This window comes from Citrobacter sp. C1 (genome assembly GCF_014596895.2).
GTDB lineage: Bacteria > Pseudomonadota > Gammaproteobacteria > Enterobacterales > Enterobacteriaceae > Citrobacter > Citrobacter gillenii.
Genome location: NZ_CP115036.1, coordinates 17,364 through 43,537 on the forward strand (window position 1 = coordinate 17,364; position 26,174 = coordinate 43,537).

The 26,174-nt window shown below is 55.7% G+C and carries 33 protein-coding genes and 4 pseudogenes; 6 read left to right on the top strand and 31 right to left on the bottom strand.

The annotated features are described in order from the left end of the window. Positions 1-21: 21 nt before the first annotated feature. The 15 genes and pseudogenes from IB214_RS24185 to IB214_RS24255 form a co-directional block, all read right to left on the bottom strand. Complete coding sequence (locus tag IB214_RS24185; RefSeq protein ID WP_008324970.1) at positions 22-843, bottom strand: DUF932 domain-containing protein; 822 nt, start codon at positions 841-843, stop codon at positions 22-24. Between the two features lie 16 nt (positions 844-859). Beyond that, the gene (locus tag IB214_RS24190; RefSeq protein ID WP_008324972.1) at positions 860-1,126 is read right to left on the bottom strand and encodes a hypothetical protein; all 267 of its coding nucleotides are present in this window, start codon (positions 1,124-1,126) and stop codon (positions 860-862) included. A gap of 85 nt (positions 1,127-1,211) precedes the next feature. Then, positions 1,212-1,574, bottom strand: coding sequence for a hypothetical protein (locus IB214_RS24195; RefSeq protein WP_049259749.1), 363 nt, complete (start codon positions 1,572-1,574; stop codon positions 1,212-1,214). 846 nt (positions 1,575-2,420) lie between these two features. Then, a complete protein-coding gene (locus IB214_RS24200) occupies positions 2,421-2,543 on the bottom strand; it encodes a type I toxin-antitoxin system Hok family toxin (RefSeq protein ID WP_228374335.1) in 123 nt (40 codons plus the stop codon). Continuing rightward, positions 2,488-2,640: pseudogene (locus IB214_RS24205) on the bottom strand (DUF5431 family protein); the annotation flags it as partial. The gene IB214_RS24200 and the pseudogene IB214_RS24205, both read right to left, overlap by 56 nt. Before the next feature lie 157 nt (positions 2,641-2,797). Next, a complete protein-coding gene (locus tag IB214_RS24210) occupies positions 2,798-3,124 on the bottom strand; it encodes a hypothetical protein (protein ID WP_049040707.1) in 327 nt (108 codons plus the stop codon). Continuing rightward, complete coding sequence (locus IB214_RS24215) at positions 3,121-3,849, bottom strand: plasmid SOS inhibition protein A (RefSeq protein WP_049040706.1); 729 nt, start codon at positions 3,847-3,849, stop codon at positions 3,121-3,123. Before IB214_RS24215 ends, IB214_RS24210 begins: the two co-directional genes overlap by 4 nt. Then, a complete protein-coding gene (psiB, locus tag IB214_RS24220) occupies positions 3,846-4,280 on the bottom strand; it encodes a conjugation system SOS inhibitor PsiB (RefSeq protein ID WP_117343916.1) in 435 nt (144 codons plus the stop codon). The genes IB214_RS24215 and psiB overlap by 4 nt, the downstream gene beginning before the upstream one ends. A gap of 35 nt (positions 4,281-4,315) precedes the next feature. Continuing rightward, complete coding sequence (locus tag IB214_RS24225; RefSeq protein WP_117343917.1) at positions 4,316-6,334, bottom strand: ParB/RepB/Spo0J family partition protein; 2,019 nt, start codon at positions 6,332-6,334, stop codon at positions 4,316-4,318. Positions 6,335-6,401: 67 nt separating this feature from the next. Next, positions 6,402-6,767 (bottom strand): hypothetical protein, encoded by a 366-nt coding sequence (locus IB214_RS24230; RefSeq protein WP_008325132.1) that lies wholly within the window; start codon positions 6,765-6,767, stop codon positions 6,402-6,404. Positions 6,768-6,810: 43 nt separating this feature from the next. Continuing rightward, complete coding sequence (locus tag IB214_RS24235; protein ID WP_117343938.1) at positions 6,811-7,083, bottom strand: hypothetical protein; 273 nt, start codon at positions 7,081-7,083, stop codon at positions 6,811-6,813. A gap of 776 nt (positions 7,084-7,859) precedes the next feature. Further along, on the bottom strand, positions 7,860-8,423 hold the full coding sequence (locus tag IB214_RS24240) for a class I SAM-dependent methyltransferase (RefSeq protein WP_117343918.1): 564 nt from the start codon (positions 8,421-8,423) through the stop codon (positions 7,860-7,862). A 46-nt stretch (positions 8,424-8,469) separates the two neighbouring features. Then, the gene (locus IB214_RS24245; RefSeq protein WP_161959048.1) at positions 8,470-9,852 is read right to left on the bottom strand and encodes a DUF3560 domain-containing protein; all 1,383 of its coding nucleotides are present in this window, start codon (positions 9,850-9,852) and stop codon (positions 8,470-8,472) included. A gap of 51 nt (positions 9,853-9,903) precedes the next feature. Beyond that, positions 9,904-10,134 (bottom strand): hypothetical protein, encoded by a 231-nt coding sequence (locus tag IB214_RS24250; RefSeq protein WP_117343919.1) that lies wholly within the window; start codon positions 10,132-10,134, stop codon positions 9,904-9,906. A gap of 92 nt (positions 10,135-10,226) precedes the next feature. Further along, complete coding sequence (locus IB214_RS24255) at positions 10,227-10,454, bottom strand: hypothetical protein (RefSeq protein ID WP_117343920.1); 228 nt, start codon at positions 10,452-10,454, stop codon at positions 10,227-10,229. Positions 10,455-10,721: 267 nt separating this feature from the next. Between IB214_RS24255 and IB214_RS24260 the strand changes: the two are divergent. Further along, positions 10,722-10,870: pseudogene (locus tag IB214_RS24260) on the top strand (hypothetical protein); the annotation flags it as partial. A 442-nt stretch (positions 10,871-11,312) separates the two neighbouring features. Here IB214_RS24260 and IB214_RS24265 read toward each other — a convergent pair. The 8 genes from IB214_RS24265 to IB214_RS24300 all read right to left on the bottom strand — a co-directional run bounded on the left by IB214_RS24265 (position 11,313) and on the right by IB214_RS24300 (position 15,450). Continuing rightward, entirely contained in the window at positions 11,313-11,504 is a 192-nt protein-coding gene (locus tag IB214_RS24265; protein ID WP_057064198.1) for a hypothetical protein, read from the bottom strand. Between the two features lie 13 nt (positions 11,505-11,517). After that, complete coding sequence (locus IB214_RS24270) at positions 11,518-11,928, bottom strand: DUF1380 domain-containing protein (protein WP_117343921.1); 411 nt, start codon at positions 11,926-11,928, stop codon at positions 11,518-11,520. Positions 11,929-11,974: 46 nt separating this feature from the next. Continuing rightward, the gene (locus IB214_RS24275) at positions 11,975-12,403 is read right to left on the bottom strand and encodes an antirestriction protein (RefSeq protein WP_117343922.1); all 429 of its coding nucleotides are present in this window, start codon (positions 12,401-12,403) and stop codon (positions 11,975-11,977) included. A gap of 420 nt (positions 12,404-12,823) precedes the next feature. Beyond that, positions 12,824-13,591 (bottom strand): hypothetical protein, encoded by a 768-nt coding sequence (locus IB214_RS24280; RefSeq protein WP_117343923.1) that lies wholly within the window; start codon positions 13,589-13,591, stop codon positions 12,824-12,826. Between the two features lie 67 nt (positions 13,592-13,658). Continuing rightward, positions 13,659-14,063: a DUF1380 family protein gene (locus tag IB214_RS24285; RefSeq protein ID WP_117343924.1), complete on the bottom strand. Its 405-nt coding sequence runs from the start codon at positions 14,061-14,063 to the stop codon at positions 13,659-13,661. A 55-nt stretch (positions 14,064-14,118) separates the two neighbouring features. After that, on the bottom strand, positions 14,119-14,538 hold the full coding sequence (locus IB214_RS24290) for a DUF1380 family protein (RefSeq protein ID WP_049040207.1): 420 nt from the start codon (positions 14,536-14,538) through the stop codon (positions 14,119-14,121). 10 nt (positions 14,539-14,548) lie between these two features. After that, positions 14,549-14,770, bottom strand: coding sequence for a hypothetical protein (locus IB214_RS24295; RefSeq protein ID WP_049040206.1), 222 nt, complete (start codon positions 14,768-14,770; stop codon positions 14,549-14,551). After that, a complete protein-coding gene (locus tag IB214_RS24300; protein WP_117343925.1) occupies positions 14,770-15,450 on the bottom strand; it encodes a DNA methylase in 681 nt (226 codons plus the stop codon). Before IB214_RS24300 ends, IB214_RS24295 begins: the two co-directional genes overlap by 1 nt. A gap of 388 nt (positions 15,451-15,838) precedes the next feature. On the opposite strand from IB214_RS24300, the gene IB214_RS24305 reads away from it, so the two are divergent. Continuing rightward, on the top strand, positions 15,839-16,147 hold the full coding sequence (locus IB214_RS24305) for a hypothetical protein (protein ID WP_135953091.1): 309 nt from the start codon (positions 15,839-15,841) through the stop codon (positions 16,145-16,147). Between the two features lie 61 nt (positions 16,148-16,208). On the opposite strand, the gene IB214_RS24310 is transcribed toward IB214_RS24305, so the two are convergent. Continuing rightward, positions 16,209-16,556 carry a hypothetical protein gene (locus IB214_RS24310; RefSeq protein ID WP_117343927.1) on the bottom strand — a complete coding sequence of 116 codons (348 nt, stop codon included), beginning with the start codon at positions 16,554-16,556 and terminating at the stop codon, positions 16,209-16,211. Between the two features lie 32 nt (positions 16,557-16,588). Continuing rightward, positions 16,589-17,515: a DUF1281 domain-containing protein gene (locus tag IB214_RS24315; RefSeq protein ID WP_117343928.1), complete on the bottom strand. Its 927-nt coding sequence runs from the start codon at positions 17,513-17,515 to the stop codon at positions 16,589-16,591. 297 nt (positions 17,516-17,812) lie between these two features. On the opposite strand from IB214_RS24315, the gene IB214_RS24320 reads away from it, so the two are divergent. Both IB214_RS24320 and umuC read left to right on the top strand, forming a co-directional pair. After that, complete coding sequence (locus tag IB214_RS24320; protein WP_223240391.1) at positions 17,813-18,157, top strand: S24 family peptidase; 345 nt, start codon at positions 17,813-17,815, stop codon at positions 18,155-18,157. Between the two features lie 90 nt (positions 18,158-18,247). Further along, positions 18,248-19,048, top strand: a pseudogene (umuC, locus tag IB214_RS24325) (translesion error-prone DNA polymerase V subunit UmuC); the annotation flags it as partial. Between the two features lie 3 nt (positions 19,049-19,051). Here the strand turns inward: umuC and IB214_RS24330 are convergent. The 4 genes from IB214_RS24330 to IB214_RS24345 all read right to left on the bottom strand — a co-directional run bounded on the left by IB214_RS24330 (position 19,052) and on the right by IB214_RS24345 (position 21,728). Beyond that, a complete protein-coding gene (locus IB214_RS24330; protein WP_117343929.1) occupies positions 19,052-19,441 on the bottom strand; it encodes a plasmid partitioning/stability family protein in 390 nt (129 codons plus the stop codon). Between the two features lie 4 nt (positions 19,442-19,445). Then, entirely contained in the window at positions 19,446-20,420 is a 975-nt protein-coding gene (parM, locus tag IB214_RS24335) for a plasmid segregation protein ParM domain-containing protein (protein WP_097361874.1), read from the bottom strand. A gap of 283 nt (positions 20,421-20,703) precedes the next feature. Then, entirely contained in the window at positions 20,704-21,096 is a 393-nt protein-coding gene (locus IB214_RS24340; protein WP_117343930.1) for a hypothetical protein, read from the bottom strand. Between the two features lie 2 nt (positions 21,097-21,098). Beyond that, positions 21,099-21,728, bottom strand: a complete 630-nt coding sequence (locus tag IB214_RS24345) for a ParA family protein (protein ID WP_042313791.1) — start codon at positions 21,726-21,728, stop codon at positions 21,099-21,101. 615 nt (positions 21,729-22,343) lie between these two features. Here IB214_RS24345 and IB214_RS24350 point away from each other — a divergent pair. Further along, a pseudogene (locus tag IB214_RS24350) lies at positions 22,344-23,855 on the top strand (Tn3 family transposase); the annotation flags it as partial. A 140-nt stretch (positions 23,856-23,995) separates the two neighbouring features. Next, entirely contained in the window at positions 23,996-24,292 is a 297-nt protein-coding gene (locus tag IB214_RS24355; RefSeq protein WP_044501921.1) for a hypothetical protein, read from the top strand. A 63-nt stretch (positions 24,293-24,355) separates the two neighbouring features. On the opposite strand, the gene tetR(Y) is transcribed toward IB214_RS24355, so the two are convergent. Both tetR(Y) and IB214_RS24365 read right to left on the bottom strand, forming a co-directional pair. Further along, positions 24,356-24,982: a tetracycline resistance transcriptional repressor TetR(Y) gene (gene tetR(Y), locus IB214_RS24360; protein WP_117343931.1), complete on the bottom strand. Its 627-nt coding sequence runs from the start codon at positions 24,980-24,982 to the stop codon at positions 24,356-24,358. A gap of 2 nt (positions 24,983-24,984) precedes the next feature. Then, positions 24,985-26,141 (bottom strand): IS3 family transposase gene (locus IB214_RS24365; RefSeq protein ID WP_117343932.1). Its coding sequence is split into 2 segments (ribosomal slippage): positions 24,985-25,874 and positions 25,874-26,141, totalling 1,158 coding nucleotides; the frame shifts between segments, so codons are not numbered across the junction. Positions 26,142-26,174 lie beyond the last annotated feature (33 nt).

Here is a 26,174-nt window from a genome sequence, read left to right on the forward strand (position 1 = left end):
GCTCATAGGAGCGGCTTTTTCTCAGGCTTTGAGTTTTGCAAACTCTTCGGCCATTTTCCAGAGAACCTGATTTAATTTGATGTCACCATCTATTCCGGAGACTTCCCGCGTTCTGGTCATCTTCCCTTTTGGCGTTCTGCCACGAATCCCCCCACGGATCACATTTTCCTGCACCACGTTAAATGTTGTCCATAAATCCTGCCCTTTATCGAGAACACGGCGGGGGTTAATAATTTGCTCCGGCGTTATTGGTGCCGGTTTTCCGTCATACTTAAGTTCCAGGGCTGTTGCGCCAAAAAGGCGCTGCTCAGGCAAAGTAAGCTGAATGCTTTTCATCAGGTCAATATTTTCATCGACCGCGTCAAATGTTTCCAGCACCGTGTAAGCACCTTCGATAACCTGCCCGACAATATCTCCTTTGTGTGGCACGCGAATTTCGCCAAAATCCTTCCATGCAACCAGGCCATTACTACAAACCTGACGGAACATACCGGGGATCATTTTATAGCTACTTGAACCATCATGGCTATTCAGCAGAATAATTTCCGGTACTTCCTTTCCGTTAATCTGGTCATGACGACGCAGGCGGAGCATATGCTTTGTAAAGTCGCGTTTATCCTGGTCACGCGTACGGGACTGGGTTGCATAATATGGCTGAAAACCTTCATCACGTAATCGGTCAAGAATGACAATCGTTGGAATATACGTATAACGCTCTGAACGAGAATCGTGTTTTTCCTCAGAGAACGCACTCGGAACAATGCGCTGTAATTCGTCATTCGTCAGCGGGCGGTCTTTACGGATTGATGTTGGCATACGATAGCGGCTTGCGAAACTGACCATAATTATTTACTCCTGATTATTTAGTGAGAGATGAAGAAATAACGCGATGGAAATTATCCAGCGGCGCTGCAGCTGCTACCGGACACCCGTCGACTACCCAGACAGAGATATAATCCGGGCATTCGTAATCAATTAACGTCAGCTCAGAGGCATTCGCTGGCGGTGTAAAAATACCTGGTTGTGGCTCCCCTTCCGATGCAGCCAGGACCCAGCAAAACAGATCCGTGAACTGGGACGGAGTGAGGTCTGAATCACATGTTCCGGTAGGGGTGTTAACGTTCATCGGGTGTCCTCCTCGGGTTGTCCGGGTTATTCCCTGCGAAAATGACGCGGGGACAGTTCATGGGGCAGCAGTCACTGCCCGTTCGTTAATCGTGATACGGGCAGGGTTCACCGCTGCCGCTCTGGCAGCAGGCACAATTCGACGTTTCCTCGACGCCAGCGGCCTGTGCCCATCCGCTATGCCACGCACTTACCAGCTCCGGAACGTCTGAAAACATATGCGGAGGGGTATGCTTACCACTGGCAAAATCGCCGTAGCCTTCAAGCATCGCCTCAAAAACAACATCCAGCGCCTCGTTTTTCGCTTTCACGGCGTCGATAACACGCATCACGCGCGCTTTACCCCACTGAATGCGCAGTGCCAGACCTCTCAGCGGAGGTAGTTCGCCCCCCATCTTCCTGGAAGATTCTTGAGCGGCGGTTTTGACGTTGACGTTTCGTGTGTGCATCCTGGTTTTCTCCTGTGGTGATGGTTGTCCATCTCCCTGGTGAGTTCTCTCGCGGCAAAGGGCAAAGGAGCAACGGCGAAGGGAGGAAGGAAAGGGGCGCAGACAAAAGTTTTTGCGGATACTCGCAAAAAGTTTTGGCGGAGTGCATTTCACCCCTTGGATGACGACCCGACGGTGCTACGACCAGCCCTCCGCGTGAGGACACACGGGACGATGGCCTCACCGGGGGAACAGGGTGCACACACCCGACACGTCGGAACGGCGTGGCGGCCTTAAAGCGACAGTCACACCGTCGCGGTCAGGGCGGCGCGACCGGCACGGTCGCAGCAAGCCAGGGGTTGACCTTCGCCATCAGACCCTAGCGAAGCCCGAACCCCGAAGGGATTCGGCGGAGACTGGCGGGTGCGCCAGCAGCTGCCCTGGCGTAGTGGGGCTCGACGACCGGACAGCAGCGCTGGCCGGAAGCCGAAGGGGGCCATCGCCCTGCCAGTTTTTCTGTTTCAGGCCATGAGATAGCTGTGCCATCACTTCCGCATTCAGATTTCCGGCGAGGCGAGGAAGGTTTGAATAGTTTAATTATTAATGCTAATGGAGGCGTACATTAGCATTAGTATGTAATACAGAGGTAACACATGAAGGGAAGAGAGCGGGCGCGCCGGAGGCGCTGCCGCCCTGCTCCGTTCCCCTGGAGGGAACATTCCTTTCTGGTTGTTCATGCGTGCGGTCGCACCAGAAGTGGAAAAAGGGGCTGCCAGCGAACCGGCAACCCCTTCATAAAGGCGCTTCAGGCATGTCAGAACCACACCAGCCCTGGAAAGGTGGGGATTAATCCCCACCTCCAGGTTGCTACTTACCGTTGGATTCGTAAGCCAGGCTTGCCGCGACCTCCCTGTTTCCGTCTTTCAACCTTATCTCGCACAGGCGGGATCGGGTGAGATATGTGAATATTAACAGTGTCAGACACACGATTAATACGCACCAGATAAGGGAACTTCGTGGTAGTTTCATGGTTTACTCCTCCTTGCAAATTGCACGGTAAGAGGCCATACTGGTGTTGATGAGACATACAGTGGGCCTCGGGTTAATTGAAAGATTACTCGGGGCTTTCTGCTTTTTTGCCACACAACACGGCAACAAACCACCTTCACGTCATGAGGCAAAAAGCCTCAAGCGCCAGTGCCATTATACCTTACACCGCTTCCTGCTGACCAGGTATCCGGCGATTACCGGACTGTTTTTCCGCGAAAATAGTCCGGGCGTTCCGTCAGTTCCCGCGAGATAAGTTCCTCCGCAAACAGCGGCGCAATCCGGTTTACCCGGCGTTCCAGATTTCGCCTGCGGGCAGCGGCTTTCCGTTCATCACTCCAGCGTCTGATCTGCCTCTCATCCAGAAAATCGACGCATACGGCATACCCGGCCCCCGCCACCCAGCGCGACATCACCGATTCCGGGGCGGGCTGCCCGGCCTCCACCACGTCAGAGACCAGCTCCTGCGGACCCGGGCACGGAGTACGCGGCAGCTTCCAGCGGAGTGAATAGCGCCACTTCATAGCCCGCTCCGGTCTGTCAGCTTGTTGGGAACCTGCCAGCGTTCTGCCTCGCGCACATGTGCCGGGGTGTCACGGACGATGAACCGGATTTCATGCATAACGGCATACAGCGGCTCATTGCTGTAGTGCAGCCATTCAAGAGACTTCAGCGAGGCAAACCGCGTCTGCCAGCACCAGAATGCAGACTCAAGTTCACGCGCGTCAAACTCGTCTGCCCAGCGCCGGTACCAGACATTGATGGTTTCCGGTGACTGAAAATTCAGTTCGGTCACCGCCTGCCCCAGCAGGTTCTGGCGTAACAGCCAGCGATGCTCAATCGCCCGGTCTTCCTGGCGCATTTTGCGGGTGAACGCAATTTTCTCGCGCTGCATCCGGCGATCTGTCCGGGTATGCATCACCTCCGGGAACAGTTCGGCCTGTACATCCGTGGAGAGCGGCAGCGGGCAATGCTCCCCTTTGCTGGCAATCAGTCGATCCAGTGCTTCCTCAACCTGTTTAAGACTGCACAGGCGGTTCTTCGGCTCCCAGTTCAGGCCGGGAATACGCTGTGCCACCGCCGTGTTAATCCGACTGCTGCCGGTCAGCACGCGCAAAAAAGTACGTACATGTGGCAGAGAGGACAGACGCGCCCCCCGTTCTCGGGCGGTTTCCACACTGATAATGGCCTGCAGTGCCGCCTGGCGGGCAGGCTTCAGCGTCACAAGAGCGTGTGTTGACGGGATCATGCCATCACCTCCTCATTCAGCAGACTGACGACCGTGCGGGCGGAACAGCCGAAGCGGCGCATTCCGGCGACCTGGCTGACCAGCGTACCGATGCGAACGGGATCAAATTGCTCTCCCTGCCAGAGCGTGCGAACAACCAGACCTCCGGCAGACAGCAAGACAAGAAGCCAGTACGGCGAGATATCACCCGGGCTGCACACGCACAGATGGTACTCATCGCAGCCGTCCGCGCTGAGACGGCACTGGACGGGGAACAGACCACCAAACTCCGTTCGGTATTCGGCGCAGATGCACCAGTTTTGCGGTACAGGCAGCAGAGCCAGCACGGCATCACTGAGTCCACGACGGGCATCTTCACCCTGCTGGCGGACAGACTCCATGTCGGAGGCGGTCAGGCGGTTAATTTTGTTCAGGTCATAAATCATGGTCATGTCATTCCCGCCGCACGAAGGCGGCGGCCTCCGGGTTAAGCGGCGTGGTCAGTCAGGTCGGTTTCAGCGCTGTCATTCTCATCCTGTTCATCGGACTGAGTACGAACCATCCAGTCAGGTAACCAGCCTTTTGCACTCAGTTCATCTGCGGCAGCGGCAGCGGCATCACGCCGTTTGAGTTTTACAATCTCCCGTGCCCGGTCAGACAGCCCCGCAGCCTCATAAGCCGTGCCAATCTGCGCAATTTTGAGTTTACCGAAGAAGTTTGTCGCATCCGGCTGCCACCATTTGCGCAGGTCAAAGTCCAGTGCCGCTTCCAGCCCGTCCAGTTCACTCCGCTCAGTACGGTTATACAGGCGCTCCTGAATACCGTTGATCCCGTGTGCCGCGCAGAATCCCAGCAGGGCGCACACCTGTTCCGCAGACCATGACAGCAGCCAGGTGAAATCCAGATGCCAGTCTTCCGGCAACGTCGCCTGAAAGACTTCCCGCTGAGCCTTCAGTGACAGCAGGGCTTTACCCTCATCCCCGGACGGGGCCAGTGAGGCAAGCAGAGACTGATTACTGGAGACGGATGCTTTGAGGGGTTCATCACGGTGACCATAGCGGCGTTCGAACAGCCCGAGACACAGTGTCCATGTCAGCAGTGCCACCGATACATCAGGACGCCCCGCCAGTTCAGCCTGTACTGCCAGAGTCCGTTCAGCAGACATAGCTTTAACCAGCGTTGCAGGATATGCATCGGCAGGTGTTTCCGGCGTGGTGTAGGTGATGACATTGTTATCCTGTGCCTGTCGCGCCTCCCGCTCCTGTTCTTCCTGTGCACGATCTTCGTCAGTCAGTTTGCGGATACCCGGCTGAACCTGAAAATCGCCGTTATCCCATGACACCCATACCCCATGCGCCGCCCGAAATTCCGGTGTGGCCTCGCGGTATTTGGCCTCGATCCAGATATCATCAATCTGCTGCTGAAATTCGTACTGATCGTCGTAAGTCGCACAGTCTTCGATGGCCTGTTCCAGATCGTCGATACGCCGTTGTTCATCATCAGTCAGCACAGCCGCTGGCATGGCAAAGCGGTACAGTTCTTTATCATCGCCGTGACCGCTGAGTTCCGTCATACGAAACTCAGCCCAGCCCCAGCCCTGCTCCTGCTTCAGACGGGCGGCGAGTACGGTGAGCTTGCCAGCCAGCAGGGATTTCACCAGCGCGGCATCCGCAAAAGTACTGTCTTTATCGCTGAACAGGTCGGCGGTCAGATGACCTCCTGCTGCGAGGTAGGCTTCTTCACCGACAAAGACAAACATCGGATGGCTTATGGCCATCTTGTCATCTGTGGCCATTTTACGGAGAGTATGTACACTCGGAGTGCGATGTTGTTCAACAGCTTCTTTCCAGACCTGCTCCTGACGCTCGTGAGAATCAGCCAGGGTCAGCGCTTCACACTGCTCAAGGGTCATTTCATCCCGCGCCAGTGAATCCAGCAGTGACGGCGCAAGGTTCGCCAGTTTCAGGCAGCGCTGGACGTGGCGCGGGTGATACCCCAGCAGGGCACCGATCTGCGAGGCTGTTTTCCCCTCCTGCTCCAGCGTACGGAAGCCGATAATCTGCTCGGCGGGGTGCATGTTTTTGCGTCTGCCGTTTTCGATCATCGAGGCAGCCACCGCCATTTCCACAGGCAGAACTTTCACCGGAATAAACGGGGTGTCGGCATCGAGTACCCCGCGCTGCACCAGAATCCCCGTGCCCCTGCGACGACCTTCCCCGCCAACGATGCCGATCGTCCCGTCCGGCAACGCCGTGCCGATCAGGTTCTGGAGGATACCCATTGCCTGAATACTGTCAGCCATCTCTTCCACTTCCGTGTCAGTATGCGGAATGATGCGCGTGTTGAGGTCAGTACGCGACAGGCGGGAGTACGGGAAGATTTGCACCGGGGTGTCCGCAAGTAACCGGACGAGCTTCTGCTCAGTGGATTGAGTATTTTTTTCCGCAGATTTTGTCATGCGGGTGGATTTAGCCGCTTTCTTTGCCGTAGTATTGGTGGTGACCATGATTTTACCTCTTTAGTTTAAGTGACGGTCAGCCGTGACTGGGGTCCGATCCGGTCACGGCACTCTTTCAGTCAGTGATGCGTTTCGGGTGTGCAGCCAGTGCCGCAAAGGACGGATAACCGTCGAGTACCTGCATCATGACTTTTGCCCCTGCCAGCATTGCTGCATCCGCTACGCCAGCGCTGTTTTCACACACGTTAATCGTTGCCACGATCCCCGATTTCACATCTGAAAAACGCTCATACATGCGGTTGCTGAAGAGGACACGTTTGCCCCCTGCCATCACCTGCCAGTTGTTGCAGTCATTAAAACGGGTGTCCACGTTGTCAAACTCGACCACGTGGGTGTCGCTGGCCTGAATGCGCAGCAGCTTCACGATTTCGGTGCTCTGCCCGACCGTTCTGGTCGTCTGGCGGGTGTTAAGGTTCTGCATGGTTCCTCCTTCTCTGGGTTAAGGCCGGACGTCCGGCCTCCGGTTACATCTGCACGTATTGCAGGTTGCGTTTCAGTTCAAAAAGAAAATCGGGCTCAAACGACCAGGCACGCCAGTTAAGCGTTCCGTGGGTACGGATTTCCACCTGAACATCGCCGTAGCGGCTCACAGCGGACACGGTGACAGTGACACCTGCTTTCAGCGCAGTGGCCTGAGCCACCCACTCTCGCGCGGCGGAAACAGGGTTTTGCCCTTCACTCATCTTCCTGGAAGATTCCTGAGCGGCGGTTCTGACGTTGACGTTTCGTGTGTGCATCCTGGTTTTCTCCTGTGGTGATGGTTGTCCATCTCCCTGGTGAGTTCTCTCGCGGCAAAGGGCAAAGGAGCGACGGCGGGGCGGCAGGAAAAGGGCGCAGACAACAGTTTTTGCGGTCCTTCGCAAAAAGTTTTGGCGGCGTTCACTTCACCCTTTGGATGACGACCCGGCGGTGCTACGACCAGCCCTCCGCGTGAGGACACACGGGGCGATGGCCTCACCGGATGAACAGGATGCACACACCCGACACGGCGGTACGGCGTGGCGGCCTTAAAGCGACGGCCCGCCGGCGCGGTGGAGGCGGCGCGGCCGGAACGGTCGCAGCAAGCCAGGGGTTGACCTTCGCCATCAGACCCTAGCGAAGCCCGAACCCCGAAGGGATTCGGCGGAGACTGGCGGGTGCGCAGCAGCTGCCCTGGCGGAGTGGGGCTCGACGACCGGACAGCAGCGCTGGCCGGGAGCCGAAGGGGGCCATCGCCCGGGGAGTTGAGATTTTAAAAAACACGGAACAGCAACCAGACAGCAGGGTGTGTTGCAGCAGAATAAGCGCCATCAGGTCGTATGTCAGGAGGAAAAGTGACAGTCCTGGTATCCGGAAAAGGGATTATCGAAGGGCAACAAGACAGCTCATCAGCTGGAAGCAAGTTCTGAGAGTGGTTATGACGCAAATGAAGGGCATTGCGCGTCAGCGCAATGCCCTTCTGCGCCACAGGCGCGCGGCCTTTTCCGGCGCGGCCAGACGGGGGCATCCTCCCCCGCCCGGCTCACGGTGTCCGTCAGTTCAGAATTCTGAGCAGGACGGTTGAAACATCGGTATACGTGAATGTTCCACGCGGCAGCGGCTCCCAGACATCAGCCAGGGGGCGGAGTATTTTCTGCTGGCGTGGCCCGTTCAGACAGACCGCCGTCAGTATCCCGCCGGATTCAAGCAGCGTTAAGGCGTGCTGTATGTGGCGGATATCCTGCGCATGCTGAAACGGCGGATTCATCAGGATTTTGTTCCAGAGGCTTTCCGGCTGGTATTCCAGAAAATCCCCGCACCGGACGTTAACGCCCGGAAACGCCGCCCGCAGATGTGCGGCTAACGCGGCGTTAAGCTCCACGGCGTCACACCGTGCCCGCGGGGCCACCTCCCGGATCGCCCGTAAAATGGCCCCCGTTCCGGCCTCCGGCTCCAATATCCGGTCAGAATCGTTAAGCTCTGCCAGGTCAGCCATCTGACGACAGACCGGATCGGGAGTGACGAAAAGCTGCGAGCTGGCCCGGATTTCGGCCACGGGTGTGCGCCCGTCAAGTCTGGCCCGCATCGCCTGAATGCGATCCCTGAGTTCACTATGCATATAAATGGCCCTTACCTCCCCGGCGTAATGCCGGGGAGTCTGTCGGTTATTTTTGCGGGATTTCCACGGTTTTCATGTCGGTGATGTACACGTTTTCGAGCGTGTAACCGCTGGTCATGATGCGGCGGAAGCGGTACGCGCCATGCTCATCATTTTCAGCGACACCCCGGACCGACTTATAATCAGCCGGGGTTTTCGACCATTCAGCTTTGGTCATTTCGCGGAAACCCTCCCCCGGATAATTGACGATCGGCGGGCGTTTCGCGGCCTGCTTTGCGGCGAGAGCTTCTTCCGCAGACGGGGCTTTATAGTCCGTGATGCGGTCGGGGGTCAGTGTCATGGTCCCGTTGCAGCGCATAAAGCTGTAATACGGGGTGACAACTGAACTGACCGCGCCATTACTTTTATTGATGCGGATGATGGTCAGCCACTCGCCCCGGCTCTGAACCTGCCCTCCCGGCTCAAACTCCCGGGTACGGGTGACCACGCCGCCGCTTTCATCCAGCATGGCGCGTTCATAGGCCAGGCGGTTCTGGTAATGATTCAGCCAGCGCTGCTGATGGCGGATCGTGCGTTCATGATAAGGGGCGGCAATATCGCGGGCCTGTTCAAAGGTAATAATCTCATTCTCAAGCGCCGAATGCAGGGACATCTGGCCTTCGTACTGGCTTTTATCTGCGGGTCGCGGGTATTTTTCCAGCGTGAAACAGGTGTAAATATGATCGTAATTACTGATAAGCCGCGCCATTTTCAGATCCAGCGTCTGCGCCCGCCACATCGTCAGATATTTCTGCGCCTGGGCAATATTCCGCTCCGCCTTGCGCTTGTCCGCCTCAATCTTTCTGATACGGCGGTAGCGCACATCCGGGCGTTCTTTGTATTTCGCCAGACGCAGGGAGGCGTGCGCCCGATCCTCCCAGTATTCCGCACGTTCAAAGAGCATCACGGCGCGTTTCATGCCGTTTTCAATACGCTGCGCATCCCGTCGCGCGCGGCGCTCGCTGTGATGGCCAATCAGGATCGGCTGTCCGGACGGGATAACCGACGCCAGCGCGTCCACCTGCGCGAGCGTCTGCTCTGACTCCCCGGCGCGTTTTTCGCTGTAGCCGCTGAAACGGTCGGCGCGTTGTTCCTGACGGTCGAAAAGGGTGTTGTCATCGTCTTCAATATCTCCGGCAAGAGACAGAAGCACGTCCTCACGGGCGGGCGTCCAGGCGGGCGCGACAAACAGCGCCTGTTTCGGTGCCCAGCGAAAACCCACAGCATGGATTTTCTGATACGTTTCATCATCAAGACGCTCTGCGGCATACAGGCGCAATTTGTTGTCATCCGGGGAATAGGTCGCCCGGTACGACTGCGCGGGGCGGTCTTCAGACGCGGGCGGCGGGGTGATGCCGGCAGTCAGTGCCAGTGCGGTGGATTGTATCATATTTTTTTCTCCTTCCGGTGGTTGCCGCCCCTCGCGGGGCGGCTCACCTCATCAGTTAAATGCGCGTTTCAGTTCAAGGGTGCGGAGTACCTGCCCGTAGGCGGTATTTGTCATCGCGGGGATATGCACCCCGCGCCCCTTGCGGAGACGTCTGGCGATGTGCCGTCCGAATGCTTTTAATTCGGGTTTAATCTCAGATGCCGAAATATCGGCCCGAATGATGCGCGTCTGACGGCGGGGCTTTACAGCTCCGGCGGAAGGTGAAACAATAGTAACAGTCATCTGAATTAACTCCTTCTGGTAGTTAATGAAGCCGTAAAAGCCGTTGGTGCGACTTTTGCGACGTGGACAAAGCAGGGTTTACCCTGCTTTTTTCATGTCTGCGGGTTGCTGCCCGTCCCTTCTGCCTCCTTCTGTACTTTGTCCGTAATATCTTCGGGGTCGCCTAAAAACCAGCCGCTGACGGGTTGATAACGTTCGATAAATGCCCTGACAGCCCGCTTTCCGGTCACGGCGCGGATACGGGTAAACATTGGTAAAACGCCCTGAGCATCGCGTCCGCTGAACGCAATCTGGTAAACACGCATCGCCTGAGCCTGCATTTTTCTTCCTCCTGGTTTTTAAAGAACATCACCCGTTGAGTTTCGGGAGCCGCGGTGTTGACGTTTGCGGGAACCTGCTGCGCTGTTCCCTCTGGTATTTAACTTCACCCGTTTGAGAACCTTCGCCGCAGGGGCGTAAACGAGCACGGGCGATGGCAGCTGTCCTGGGCGCGGTTTACCGCGTGCCATTTACCCTGGACGGCTGACAGCGTTTGTGCTTGTCTCAGCCCGGGCGAGAGGGGCTTAAGCGGTGAAAAGGCACCAGACGTGGATGAGAGCAGGGGCCCGCCGCAACGTCGGGGCGCGGCAAGCGAAACGGCGTTGCGCCTTACAGCCCGGCAGCCTTACCGCCGGGGTGCGAAAAGCGCAGGCAACGGCGCGCAAGGGGCGGCGTGACCGGGACGGTCGCAGCAAGCCTGCCGTTGACGTTGCGACAGAGGGATGGAAACCCGCTGCCCCGGAGGGGCCGGGCCGGGACAGCGCAGCAGGCCCGGTGCGCAGCATGACAGCCCCGGTTCCCGTCAGGGAAGTCGCCCGTTGTCAGCGAAATCAGTAGGGGAATAGCAAAAGCAGAATGAGAAGGCACAGGCACAGGCACAGGCACAGGCACAGGCACAGGCACAGGCACAGGCAGCGTATTATCACCGGCAGGAAAAAAGTCTCACACACTGGGCAGAAAAAACTATCATCACAGCCTCTGACAGAAAGGGAAACCTGCTGTAAGTGAACGCCCTCAGTGTCAGAGGGGAAAAGGACGGGGAGCGGCGCGAAGCGCGGCGCGGGTCCTTCCCCCGCAGGCGCCAGCCTGCCTGTTTTTTCGCGCGGGCTGACAGGCGGCATAACCGCCTGCCATCATGCTTACCTGCCCTTTCCTCCCTGTAAGATGAAATGACCGCCGATGTACACGGCACACTGACAGGTCATGTACTCACAGATTTCATCCACGACCTGCGCGGTCGTCAGTTCACGCTGGTCAGCATCACGGCGGCGGGCATTAATCAGTGCTTTGTACTGGCGAAGAATTTCGCGGGTTTCCGGCTTAATATTCACGGGGGGGTCCTTCTTATGCGTCGATCGCGGTCTGTAACTGGCACATGGCATCCATTTCTTCAGCCAGGAAGGCGTCTGCATCCCCGCCCCCGTCCTCTGCCACGGCATACAGTCGTTTCATTTCACTGCCTGCCAGTAACATTATTTTTTGCAGCGCACTGGCCGGAACGCTGACATCACGTATGGCGCGGCGCTCGTCCATCAGTTCTTCAGTGATGCCACGAACCATGCTCACATCGGCTCCCTGATCATACGTCGCATCGAGTCGCTGCATGACACACGTAATATCCTCTTCGGACAAATTCCACTCAGTGGTCAGCATGCGGATATCCTCCCGCGTAATACACAAAACCAGCAATGCTTCATCAGATGACAGGTTATATTTCAGGAGATCGGTCATGATTTCTTTCACGGGTGCGTACATTTTTATTCCTCTTTAAAAGGGGTGGCATCGCCGCCCCGTCTGTTAATCAGTCAAGCGCGGCGTAAATGGCGTTACATTCAGGGTGAAAAACGATGTGATTCCAGAGCTGGGTATCACGCAGCATATACAGGTGTGTGAGTGCAGCGTTGCCGCAGTCGTGATGCATCCAGCAACGGCGGGTAATGGCAAGCGAGGTGAGAATAATTCCGGCGGCGTCGGCGCTGACGGTACGATCAAACCAGTTTTCACCGTTGATCATGTGAATCCGACCGCAGTCGGGCATCATGTAGCCGCCGCCGTCCGGCAGACGGATGAAATGCCAGGTAACGCCGTTGTATTCCGGCATCCACTGTTTTGCCAGGGCATACACCTGTAATTCAGCCAGCATAAAATCGGTGCCGAACATGTACGGCAGGAAAGAAAGGCGGTCGGATTCTTCGACGTTAAGGGTGTGCTGACGTGTAGCTAACTGCATGGTAAACCTCCGTAATCACATATTCCGCGACACCGGGCGGTGCCGTGCATCCAGACCAGTCGGGCGATCGGTCGGGGATACAAGGGCGCAAGGGAAGCCGCAGCCTGACGCGCACGGCAGACGGGAGCTGGAGGGTGAGACCGTGAAACCTGAGCGGTCGAACGACCGGAAGATAACGGCTGGCGTGAAGGAAGGACCGGGTGACCGCAGCGGCGCCAGCGGACCCTTGTATCCCCGACAGCCCGACTACGATGGATGCACGGCACAGCCCGCACACGACACCGGACTGACAGAGTGGAAAACCACCAGGCCACGTCACGCAGGGACGGGGCCGCCATAAAAGCGGAGCCGGCGACATCCTTTTCAGCTTCTGAGTCACCGGCAGATAAAAAGAAGGGGTTTCCCCCTTCCCTCCCTGACTTAATCCCCGATCGGGTCAGTATTACGGACTTCGTTCAACACATCCCGCAACACGCGACGGTCAAACCAGCGGCGCACCGGTTCCCCCGGGAAACGCAGGAGATCGGTCATCACCCCGGCCGCTTCGATTTCTTCCCGGGACTCATTCACCAGGGTGAGCAGGACCGGACAAAACCGCGCATCCCGGACCAGTATGCCGTCCAGCACCTGATCCAGCCGTTCCCCGTCCTCACTGTCCAGCCAGTTGTCATGTTCGTATTCGTCCGCAACCAGTCGCCAGTCTCCGAAACGTTTTTCCATCAGCTGTGGTGCGTCAGATGGCACCAGTGCTGCCGCGATGCGCTTCGCGTCCTGACGAACGATTTCGCATACCCGGTCAGTGAAATCTTTCAGGAAGGCCAGCAGGTCGTCGCATTCGGCTTTTGTCAGCCATTCCTGCGCATAGGGCAGACTGATACATGTAAAATCAGGCAGGGCTTCGGGCCAGGGATAAGTCTGAGTCGGGTACAGATGCAGCCGGGCGGGCGTGCCAGCCAGCCGTTGCGCGCTGGCCGTCAGCAGGTGCGCCAGTCCGGCGTTTTGGGTCTGGCACAGACGAGTTGTCAGCGTCAGGATCTCGTCTGCACTGAGCACACCGCAGACGGACAGCCAGCCGGGTACGGTTTCGGGCGCGACGGGCGTCATACCAACTGAGTCAGGCCAGCCGGACCGGCGCAGCAGATTGTCACCGTGGCGCAGAATGAGGGCGTTCAGGGTATCGTTATTCATGGTTATTCTCTCTGTATACTGTACGGGAAGTATCGCCCCGCCAGAACGGGCGGGGCGGTCGGTCATATCAGGCAGCCAGGAGCTGCCTGAGCCACGTAATATCGGCCTGGGCATCAGCCACGGACGGGTAATGCTGGCTAACAAGCGGCCAGGTCCGGGCGTCCTCTGCGTCCAGCGCCAGCCCCGCGACGTCAGTCAGGCGGGCCAGCAGGTCGGCGGGCACGATGATGGTCGGGATGTCGGCCCGTAATCCGGCATACATCTCCCGGACCGTGCGGAAGGAAACGCCCTCTTCGGTATGCCCGGCCACGCTGCCGATTTCCTGCAAAATCGCAGCGGCCTCGCTTTCCGTCATGTTTTCCACCTGGGCCATCACGTCCTGCTTCGTCCAGACCAGCAGGGCAACGTGTTCGTCGTTGCCAAACATATGTTTCAGTTTTTTATTCAGTTCCTTACGGGTGCCATACATCATGATCTTATGTTCCTCTGAGCAGATTCAGTCCACGCCGCCGGGGCGGCGTGGGAATTCAGTTTTTCAGTAAGGCGCGCACTTTCGCCGTATCAGCCAGGCGGCGGGCAACGCTGTCCGGCACCGGGTGGTTGTCATCCCGGGCGGTCCATTCCCTGTGCCACAACGCCTGTTCGGCGGTCGTCAGCAGGGTTTCAAGCAGGTCAGCCGGCACCATCACCGCCGGAACGGCCTGTTTCACCTGATCAATCAATTCCATCACCGCACTGGCAGACACACCCGACTCAAGCCGTTGTTCTTCCGGTATGGCGTCCAGACGCGCCAGCACCTCCCTTGTGTCCTGTTCAGAAACGGCATACTCCATCCCGTCGGCCAGCGCTTCAATATCCGCCGGGGACCAGACAATCAGGTTCAGCGGGGTTTCTGCGGGATACTGCTCACTCAGCAACTGGCAGAGGGTTTCACAGGTTCCGTACATGTTTTTCTCCTTAGTCCTTAAAGCAGGTATCCAGCTCAAGCATTTCGTTGTACGCCGCCATAAACAGGGCATTGATGCGGAAAAGCGTCTGACGGGCCAGGCGTTCGGTCAGCACGTCGGAATCAAAGCGATAACGGTGCTCCATGCCGTTCAGCGCGTCCCGCAGGTCACTCATGTTGTTGGCCAGTTCCGCCACGTCTGCGCGGAGTTTTTCGTGTCCGGCATAGTTCATTACGCGGCCTCCGGATAAAAGACGTCGTTGGCGGCCGGGCGCTGCATGGCGCGCTGGACGGCTGACAGGCGCTCAATCCCGGCTTTGTGGTACTGCTCCATCAGCTCAATCCCGATATAACGGCGCCCTGCCTGGACGGCGGCCACACAGGTGGAGCCGGAACCGGCAAACGGATCGAGAACAATGGCGTTCGGGTGTGTGAAGCTCTCGATCAACGGTTGCAGGCTGGTAACAGGTTTTTCGGTCGGGTGGTGACGGTTGCCGCTGTATTTCCAGCCCAGGACGTCCGGTAAAGGGTCCGACGGCAGCGCCGGACGGCCTTTCGCCAGGATATAGGCGCATTCATGGCGGTAGCCGACATAGGCCGATTTCGACGAGTAGGTTTTGGTGAACACCAGATGCCCGACGACACAGAATCCGGCACTTTTCCACGCGGCCATGAAACGATCGACGCGGTTCCAGCCGTAGAAACTGACCATCAGCGCGTCTTTTTTCAGGACGCGGTACATCTCATTACAGGCGGGTTGCAGCCATTCGTCGGTTTTGTCACCGGCAATACTGCGGCCGGAACGGTCACGGAACCCGACCAGATACGGGGGATCGGTGAGGATGAAATCAACGGCGCGATCCGGAAAGCCGGACATAATATCGACGCAGTTACCCAGGATAAAACGGGACATGGGGACACCTCGTGGTTACAGGGGGCACCCAGGAGGGCGTCGGTATGACGCCCGTTCCCTGCTGCCCGGAGCCTGTACGCCGCGACCGGTAACGGGTCAACGCCGACCGTGGAATAATGAGCCGACAGTCCCCATCGTCGGCGAGCTTATGCCGCGAAAGCGGCTTGAAGGGCGCGCCTTAAAGTGCGATTGGATGGCGTAAAATCACAGCGACGCCGGACAGGAGCGGAAAAGCCGCCCGTCCCGTGTCCGTCCGGACGCGGCACACTGGCTCCGGGCAGTGGATATCCCCGCGCCACGCGCGGCATGGATGCGGAGCAACGCGACATCCTTTTCCCTCCACGGATGAGCCGGAAAGTGATAGAAAAGAAGGAAGTAAAGGGAATATGTGGATACCGGAACAAACAATCAGGGGTTACAATGTCAGTATTCTTTGCACAGGGTACCGAATGTGATTATGCCACATGAAAATGAGCTGAGAGTTCAGCAACTTCTGGACGATGCAAACGGGAAAAAGCTGCAGCGCCGGGGATCTGTAAATCCCCTCCTCACCACAGCCGTAAAATTAAAGAATAAGAAAAGTGAAATAAAGACGAGACAGTCCATTCTGATAATGGTGTCAGTGATTCTTTTATTTGCCACAGCTTATAAAAATGGTGTGACTGACAGTTTTATCGCGTTATTTTCTGCGGGCTGATTTAACACCGTCTGCGTGACTGGAAATCACCTGTATGTCTCTCCCTTCTGACGGCATTCCGTCAGCGGGTGATATCCCGCCAGTCATTCCCCCACTCGTCACGCAGTACCGGCGTACCCGTTGAACCGGTCACAGTCCACGCATCGAGGAACTTCAGCCCGCGCAGGATGCTGTTTTCCACGTCATCGAGTAGAATGATGCTGTTGAACCAGACCACGCCTGCTGCATATTCCCACCGATGCCGGTCATCCTCGCGTTGCAGCGATGGCCACCAGGTGCGTCCCATTTCTATGACGCCCGCTTCGGCCTGCGCCAGGCCTGTCGCGGAAATCAGGTAATACACCATCATTTCAGTGCTATCGACATCGACACTCAGGCCAACAAGCCAGGTATTCTGATTTAATTCCATGTTATTCCGGGCGGTTTCCCGCCCGCCTCCGGTCAGCCGCCAAAATGCGCCACGTTGTTGATAATCCACTCCGGGCCGGATACGTCCGGGAAACTGTCCTCATCGTCCGGGTCAGCCTCGCCCCACTCCAGTTCGTCAGTGATGTACACGTCCGTTTCGCCGCTGACATACCTTGCATAGCCGCAGTAATTACAGCCCTGCTCCGCAAACCAGTGCTCCACCTCACCGCCATACCGCTGACTGAGTTCAGCCACAACGTCTTCGCCAACCGGACTCCAGGGGGTGTCAAAATCCACCGTCAGCGTGTTCTCTCCGGCGAAACAGATATTTGCCTCATAACCAACTGGCCACTTACACCCGTACCGGGTCAGATAGTGGTCATATGACGACGGGACACCCGTCAGCAGGTCACCGTTGAAGCCGTTCACTTCAATATCCAGGCGCGTCGGCAGCAGGTCGCGAAAATCCATCGGCCCGGCAGATGGTACGGCGTCACACAGGCTGTCCCACCATTCCTCCACCGGCGCAGGCCGGAAACTGTCCCCCCAGTCACAGGATTTTTGCTGGTACAGCTGCCGGATGACCACCTGTTCCGGTTCACTGAGGGTGGCCCAGCGGGCATGCCCGATATGGCTGTCCAGCCAGCACTGATGCAGCATCTGGCAGATTTCCACATCCAGCACAGCTCCGGCCATAAACATCGCCAGCCAGTCGCTGTACGCCTGCGCTGAAGGCCGGTTGTCTGCGGCCGCCCCGTAAGAAACCAGCTGCGGATATGGCGCGTAATGTTGCTCTGTCAGGGGGCGCAGTATCCCCGCGCAGCCTGCCAGGAAAAGCTGGATACCTTCTTTTCTGGCGCGGCGATGCAGAGACAACTCACCTCCGGCAATCCACGTTTTGAGGGCATCACTGTTTTGAATACCACTGAACATCAGTCGGTTGGCACACCAGTTCGGCATGGGAAGCTCCTTACACAGTCAGGGTGGGCAGGAGGCATCACCGCGATACCGTTCCCTGCCGCACGCTGCCTGTTCGTCGCGTCCGGTAACGGGTCAACGCCGACCGTGGAATACCGCAGCCGTCAGTTCTTTTGACGGCCAGGATATGCCGCGAAAGCGGCTTGAAGGGCGCGCCTTATAAGGCGAGGGCATGGCGTAAAATCACAACGACGCCGGGCCTGAGCGATAAAGACGCCCGTCCCGTGTCCGTCCGGACGCGGCACACTGGCAGCGGGTGGCAGCCAGCTGCAGGCAGGAATGGCCGGGGTGACCAGAGAATTTGTGGGAAGGGAAAACACCAGAGAGGGAGCAGATGTCCGGCGTCCGGCTGCAACGTTCTTCGTCAGGGCTATCGGGGATTCAATGAAAGACATGGGCCTGCACTCCGGCGATTTAATGGTTGTCGACAAAGCTGAAAAGCCGCAGCAGGGGGATATTGTCATCGCGGAAACTGATGGCGAATTCACGGTTAAACGCCTGCAGCTGAAGCCCCGCATTGCCCTGCTGCCGATGAACCCGGCCTACCCCACGCTCTATCCGGAAGAACTGCAGATTTTTGGGGTGGTGACGGCTTTTATACACAAAACCCGGAGCACAGACTGATGTTTGCGCTCGCGGACGTGAATTCGTTCTATGCCAGCTGCGAAAAGGTCTTTCGCCCTGATCTGCGGAATAAACCCGTTCCCGACGCCACAATTTAGCGGCGTACTGGCGTTAACGCCGGGCAATCCCCGCCGTACAGAAAAACTGCTGTCACTGCAGCCGGTGGACGAAATCTGGGGGGTGGGCCGCAAGATCTCAAAGAAACTGAACACAATGGGGATCACCACAGCACTGCAGCTGGCCCGCGCGAATCCGACTTTCATCAGGAAAAATTTCAATGTGGTTCTGGAGAGAACGGTCCGGGAACTCAATGGAGAAAGCTGTATTTCACTGGAGGAAGCACCGCCGCCCAAACAGCAAATTGTCTGCAGCCGGTCATTTGGAGAGCGAGTCACGACGTATGAAGCAATGCGGCAGGCAGTCTGTCAGCACGCAGAACGGGCCGCCGAAAAGCTGCGCGGCGAACGGCAGTTCTGCAGGCATATTGCCGTATTTGTGAAAACATCGCCGTTTGCCGTAAATGAGCCCTACTACGGTAATCTGGCCAGTGAAAAGCTGCTCATCCCCACGCAGGATACACGGGACATCATTGCCGCTGCCGTCAGAGCTCTGGACAGGATCTGGGTGGATGGTCATCGTTACGCAAAGGCAGGCTGTATGCTGAACGATTTCACACCAACCGGGGTATCGCAACTGAATTTGTTTGATGAAGTACAACCACGGGAACGGAGCGAGCAGCTGATGAAAGTCCTGGATGGTATTAACCATTCAGGACTCGGGAAAGTATGGTTTGCAGGACGCGGGATTGCGCAAGAATGGCAGATGAAGAGAGAAATGCTTTCACCGGCATACACGACCCGTTGGTCGGATATTCCCTGCGCATCGATCTGAGTCTCAGATAAATTTCTTCATTTTTTCCCGCATCAGCTCGAGGCGCTGCTTTTCCTCATCCTCTATAATTTCCGGCTGAGGAGGTTGTATGGCCTGACCTGTGCCCATTTCAGCGAGAATATCCCGAATGTCGGCACGGGATGGTTTCCACCCCGTAGTCTGGCTAAGTAACCCGACCAGCTGGTCCGCACTGAAATCCCTGTCCAGCAACACAGCAAGTAAACCAGGAAGTCGCGGATCAAGCTGATGCAGAGCCAGCCCGGAGATAAATGCCCTCCGGTATAACTCCCCTCTCTCATTCCGCGGTACAGACTCAATTATGTCCAGGGACATATTGTCTGCCGTCTGATCCGGATGAAGATAGACAGTAAACTTCTTCCGCTCATCGCCCACAGAATTACTCCCCTTTAAATGCCGCGATAGCTTCCACAAGTGCTGTTTGTGGTGAATCCATCATCACAACTTTCTGGCCCAGGTGATGCCATGCAGCCTTAACCGCTCCCTCGATCAACGGTGCACCACCGCCAATAATGTAAACCCGGTTAACATGGCGGAATCCGGCAAGGTCATCAACTACACGTTCACCCAGACTGGCGATTGCACTTTCGATAGTATCCAGAACAAGGGGTATTTTGCTTTCATCATTAACAACCTGACGTACAAAATCAGGGTCGTGACGCTGTTTGATTAACTCATTAGCAACCATCGAGCTGGTATCACTGGAGGCCATTTTCAGCGCAGTGAGTGCTGCACTTGTCACCATAGATACACCAATTTCTGCATTTCCGTGAATTGCGCTGACTGAGTCAAACTGACCAACGATAAGACCAACATCAAGACTGGTGCCCCCCAGATCAATCACAAGGGATTTTTCAAAGGGCCCTACATTATCTTTTACCAGTTGAGCAAAAACGGCAGGCAGGGACTCAGGCATGACTTCAACATGTTCAATGGTAAACACTTCGCCCTTGTTGAGTTTTACTGGTCGCATCAGGTTGTCAATTTTACGCTGAATGTTCAGCTCATTTTTCTGGCACTCTTTTGTATAGAACTCGCTGATAGGCAAGGTCACTGTTAAAGATACCGGCTGCGGTTTTAATCCGCTGTTCAGAAGACCATGATGCACAGCGAGGACATTCACATCGGTATACTGATACTCAATATGAGTAGTCAGGATAGATTCGTTACTGACCTCATCATAAGTGTACTTTTTGCCTTCCAGTTCATAGTTAAAGGTCTGGCGTGCGCCCATCCCTTCTACTTTCCAGCCCTGACGGAATGAGTTGGAAGACAAACCTGTCTTCAATTTACCTTTATCTGCGAACCATGCGAGCTTTACTGTGGTAGAGCCATCATCACAAGCAATATTCATACTATCTCCATTGATACTCAAATTGAGTATTTATACCTAGCCCATGTCATTCCGGTGCGAGCGGAAGGCCCTCAAACCGAGTGTTAATACTCAATCTGAGCATTTGCCGCACATCCAGTGATACTCATTTTGAGTATCATAACGCATTTTCATAGCAGCAATCTAGCATAAAGATAGCTTTCAGATAGCAGCAATCAAAACTCTAGATTGCGTTATGATTGCTGCAATATTGCAGCAATATTCTATAATTAAAAAGATAGCAGCAATCATGCTGCTATCCGGATTAATACCCCTTCTGTGCCTTATAAGCGATAAGCGCGTTCTCAAGAACTTCGACCAGTTTGATACCTTCGCGCTCTGCAATGTCACGAATTTCATTATCAAATTCAGGGGTTACCCTGGTCGCAAAAGGAATAATACGATATGTTTTTCTAGCTGAACGGCCATCACGACGGGTGTACGGCGCGGAATTGATCACCTGAGTCGTCGCCGGTGTCGTTGTTTCAGGTACAGAAGAAGCCGGTGGTACGGGTGCAGTTTGCTCAGCAGCATCAGGAACGACAGCAGCGACAGGAGCCACTTCCGGTGAATTAAGGCTGGTTGCGACTTCTTCAGGCCCCGGAGGATTCCCCAAATTTTTGCGCGTCCTATTTTTTAGCTTAGATGCATCAGCCATTACTATTCTCCAATCTTGTCTATAAGCGACTGTATAACTTCATCGGCATTTTGTTTAAGCCGCTTATAACGCGTTTCCGTCACAGCTAAACCCGCATTCATGGCCTGCCGATAGGCAGGAAATTCATACAAACAACCGGCTAATGTTTCATAGCCAGCTTCACTTATATATGCCCTGGCTTCAGCCTCTTCTGCCTCGGTGCCAACACGGCTTAACGAAAAGACTAACTTGGAGCGAGGGATGCCATCTTTAACGAGAGCATTGAAAACCTTAATTGCAGGTATTAAATCATCGAGCGAAGCCCCTGTCGGTTGAACAACGAGATCAGCGACTTTAGCAATTTCCAGGGTTCCCTTACTTGCTCGTGCGGGCCCATCAAGGATCAGAAGGTCGACATCACCTGCTGACTCGATAGCCTGCTTTGCTGTCCCAAACAACTCAACTGAAGCAGCAGGAGGTAAGCCGGCAGCCAGACGACGGCGATGCCAGTCCGAACTGGTTGCCTGCTCAAGGTCTAAGTCTGCGAGCTTAGTTTTAATACCGCTGTTGGTAGCTTCCCGGGCCAGTGCTCTGGCCTTTGTGCTTTTACCAATCCCGCCTTTCTGCGATATAAATCCAACTATCCAGGCCATAAAGCCCTCCGGTATTGCTGCAAGATTGCAGCATACTTGATTTAGGACCTCCACAGCAGAGGTCAATATCTGAGCATCAATCTAGCATCTTGCAGCCAGATTGCAACATAAAAAATCATGCTGCAAGATTGCTACTTGATTGAAGCATTATAGAAGCAATCCAGACAGTACGGAACTGATGAAAAATTCAGTCACGAAGGCGTGGTGTGTTAGAATACAAAACCGCAATCTTGCAGCTATATTGCAGAAAGATTGCAGCTATTAAGTTGTAAGCAGATCAGTCACAACCCGACGCTAACGCAGTAACGTAATCACATAGTTCTAACCTTTAGTCCCAGGTAGCACGAACGCTGTCTCTGGGGTCAGTTTGGAGAACGGAAATTTTTGTACGTTAAGCGCATTATTTAACCAATTGAGCTACGCAAGGGTTTGATTTAGCGCCAGCTCTTATCGCTTTTAAGTTGTCGCTTATGGCGTATCGCATTTAGGTTATCAGATTAGGGCATATCCCCTTAAAATCCCCGTATAGCGCGGGAGTACACCCAACTGCTATAGGTAAGCCTGTTCAAAAAACAGGCTTACCGTACAATAATTCTCTATATCCAAACTGACCCCCATCTGCGCGATGCGTTCCGCTCCGGAGATGTCTGGCTTACTAGGTCCCGGCGCTATGGCGATCTGAAACACGCACTCGTTCCGGCACAATCCATCGCGGAAGGCGGTCGTCTCGCTGTGCCATTGCGGCCGGAGGAATGGCTGGCAGACCGGCAAGCTCGCCTCGACATGCGGTTGCGCGAGCTTGGCCGTGCCGCTCGCGCAGGCACGATCCCGGGCGGGTCGATTGAAAACGGCGTTCTGCATATCGAGAAACTCGAAGCCGCCGCGCCGACAGGCGCCGAAGATCTGGTGCTCGATCTCTACAAGCAGATCCCGCCCACGCGCATCACCGATCTCCTGCTGGAGGTGGATGCGGCGACCGGCTTCACCGAAGCGTTCACCCATCTGCGCACAGGAGCACCCTGCGCTGACCGGATCGGGCTAATGAACGTTATCTTGGCGGAAGGGATCAACCTCGGCTTGCGCAAAATGGCGGATGCGACAAACACCCACACCTTCTGGGAATTGATCCGCATTGGACGGTGGCATGTCGAGGGCGAAGCCTATGACCGGGCGCTGGCCATGGTGGTCGAGGCACAGGCAGCGTTACCCATGGCCCGGTTCTGGGGCATGGGCACGTCGGCTTCGAGCGACGGACAGTTCTTCGTCGCTACAGAGCAAGGTGAGGCCATGAACCTGGTCAACGCGAAATATGGCAATACCCCGGGCCTGAAAGCCTATAGCCACGTCTCCGACCAATATGCGCCGTTCGCAACCCAGGTGATTCCTGCAACGGCAAGCGAAGCGCCTTACATCCTCGATGGCCTGCTGATGAACGATGCTGGACGCCATATCCGCGAGCAGTTCACCGACACGGGCGGCTTCACCGATCACGTCTTTGCCGCATGTGCCATTCTCGGCTACCGGTTCGCTCCGCGCATCCGCGACCTGCCATCCAAACGGCTCTACGCGTTCAATCCGTCGGCCGCCCCGGCGCACCTGCGAGCGTTGATCGGCGGAAAGGTCAACCAAGCCATGATCGAGCGCAATTGGCCCGACATCCTGCGCATCGCCGCCACCATTGCTGCCGGGACCGTCGCGCCAAGCCAGATTCTGCGGAAACTCGCCTCCTATCCGCGGCAGAACGAGCTCGCGACAGCCCTGCGGGAAGTCGGTCGCGTCGAGCGCACCCTGTTCATGATCGACTGGATTCTGGATGCCGAACTCCAACGGCGTGCCCAGATCGGGCTCAACAAAGGCGAAGCTCATCATGCGCTGAAGCGGGCAATCAGCTTCCACCGCCGCGGTGAAATCCGCGACCGTTCCGCCGAAGGCCAGCATTACCGCATCGCCGGCATGAATCTGCTCGCCGCCATCATCATCTTCTGGAACACCATGAAGCTCGGCGAGGTCGTTGCAAACCAGAAACGCGATGGAAAGCTGCTATCGCCCGATCTCTTGGCCCATGTTTCGCCGCTCGGATGGGAACACATCAATCTCACCGGAGAATATCGCTGGCCAAAGCCTTAGCGTAGGATTCCGCCCCCTCCCGCAAACGACCCCATTTTGTGATTTTGAATTAGATAATAATAAGTGATCGGCTTTGCTAATTGATGTTTTTGCTGTTGTCAGCTTAAAAGCTGAACAAGATTAAATAATGGAAATTTGATATGAATATGCGCATTCGTTTGATTGCAGGCGCAATCACCGCACTCATCGTGGGCTTTGGTTTTATGGCCTATGATAAATATACAGGCCGTGAATGGGTCGTCTCACCTGATCAGATTGAAGCGGCTCAAAGCAGTGGTAAAGCGGGTGTGGAAACACGTCCGGGCACGGTTGCGGTACGTGCAATCCGCAGCGAAGATGCGGATATACTGCCATTTAAATGGCTTGGTTATGGTTTGGTTGCAGGGTTCTTTGTCGTCTATTCAACACGCAAACCAAAAGCTGCACCAAAAGCATAATCTTTAAGTTAATCATTTTAAAAGCCTCGCTTTGCGGGGCTTTTTTATGTTGCATCTGCTAAGTTATTTTGTGGCTTTCTTCATTTCCAGACCGGAAATTAAAGCATCCAATCCATATTCAAAGGCAAAATCGGCACCTTCCGCATCGAATGTATCAAAGGCATGAGATAGAAACTGTGATGGCTGTGCAGGGGCTTCTTTTGAGGCTTGTTTGCGTTCAGAACTATCTTCGAGGGCTGCTTGCTGCTCACTGACAGAGCCCGTCGTATAATGACTGACAATCACTAATGCCCGTACGGCATCGGGCTGTTCAAATCCGCTCTCACATAAAAATCTGATCTGTTTTTCCACGCGCTCATATTGCGCACTGGTTGGGCGTGTGCCCGCATGAATGCGTGCGCCATCACGATAAGAAAGCAGTGCGCTACGAAAGCTGAGTGCATTTTCTTTTAAAAAGACACGCCAGTCTTCTCCTGTCTGAGGCACGGTGCGGGTGTGATTTTTTTCTAACATGGCTTCAGATAAGGCATCAAGCAGGGCGCGCTTATTGCGAAAATGCCAATAAAGAGCAGGTTGCTGCACCTTCAGGCGCTCGGCCAATTTTCGCGTTGTTAAATTGTCAACACCGACTTCGTTGAGAAGTTCAAGTGCAGCCTGAATTATGATCTGGCAACAGTTTTCCGGACACATTCTCAAGCAACTGCTCGCAGCTCTGATTCATAGTCCAACGGACTCATGTAGTCATTGCTGGAGTGCAGCCGCACCCGGTTATAAAACACTTCGATATACTCGAAGATGGCCTGCTTCGCTTCTTCCCGCGTCGTAAAGTCTTCGTGATAGATCAGCTCGGTCTTCAGCGTGTGGAAGAAACTCTCCGATGGGGCGTTATCCCAACAGTTTCCCTTCCGGCTCATGCTGCATTGGAAGTCATGCTGCTTGAGCAAGCGCTGGAAGCTATCTGAAGCATACTGACTGCCTCGGTCGCTATGAACCAGTAACCCGGCAGCTGGCCTGCGTTTCCAGATCGCCATGCTCAGCGCATCGCTCACCAGAGACGCCGGCATTCGGCTACCCATCGACCAGCCCACCACCGCCCGTGAGCAGAGGTCGATAAAGACCGCCAGATAGAGCCATCCCTCCCGTGTCGGGATATAAGTGATATCCCCCACATAGGCCTGATCCGGCTTTTCTGCCGAGAAGTGTCGCGCCAGAAGGTTCGGCGCGACCGGCTTGTCATGCTTCGAGTTGGTGGTGGCCTTGAACTTCCGCCGCGTCTTGCATGCCAGCCCTTCCTCTTTCATCAGTCGGGCAATCCGATGGCGACTGACGGCTTCATCGTCTCCCGTCAGCTTCTTCTGAATACGCCGCGTTCCATAGGTTGCCCGGCCTTCTTCGTGGTGTTTACGGATCTTCGCCTTCAACGCTTTATCCTGCTGTTTTCGCGGGCTGGGCGGCCTGGACCGCCACTCATAATAGCCACTACGAGACACTTCAAACACGCGGCACATCAGGGCAGTGCTGAACTTACCCTGATTGGCGTCGATGAAGGCATACCTTAGCGAGATTCTTTGGCGAAGAAGGCGGCCGCCTTTTTTAACAGCTCTCGCTCTTCCTTGAGTCGGGCGTTCTCTCGGCGGAGCTGCTTCAACTCATCATAGAGGTGCTGCTCATCCACTTTACCATCGCCCTTGGTGCTCTGCTGGCGGTGGTACTTGGCGATCCAGGTATGTAACGTATTGACGTTAACCTCCAGCTCCCTGGCGGTCTGGTTGACGGATTGCTCGGACTCCACCGCCAGCTTGACCGCGGCTTCTTTAAACTCAGCTGTATAGGCTTTCTTCTGACTCATGACACACACCTTCTCTGGGCAGGTGATCTTACC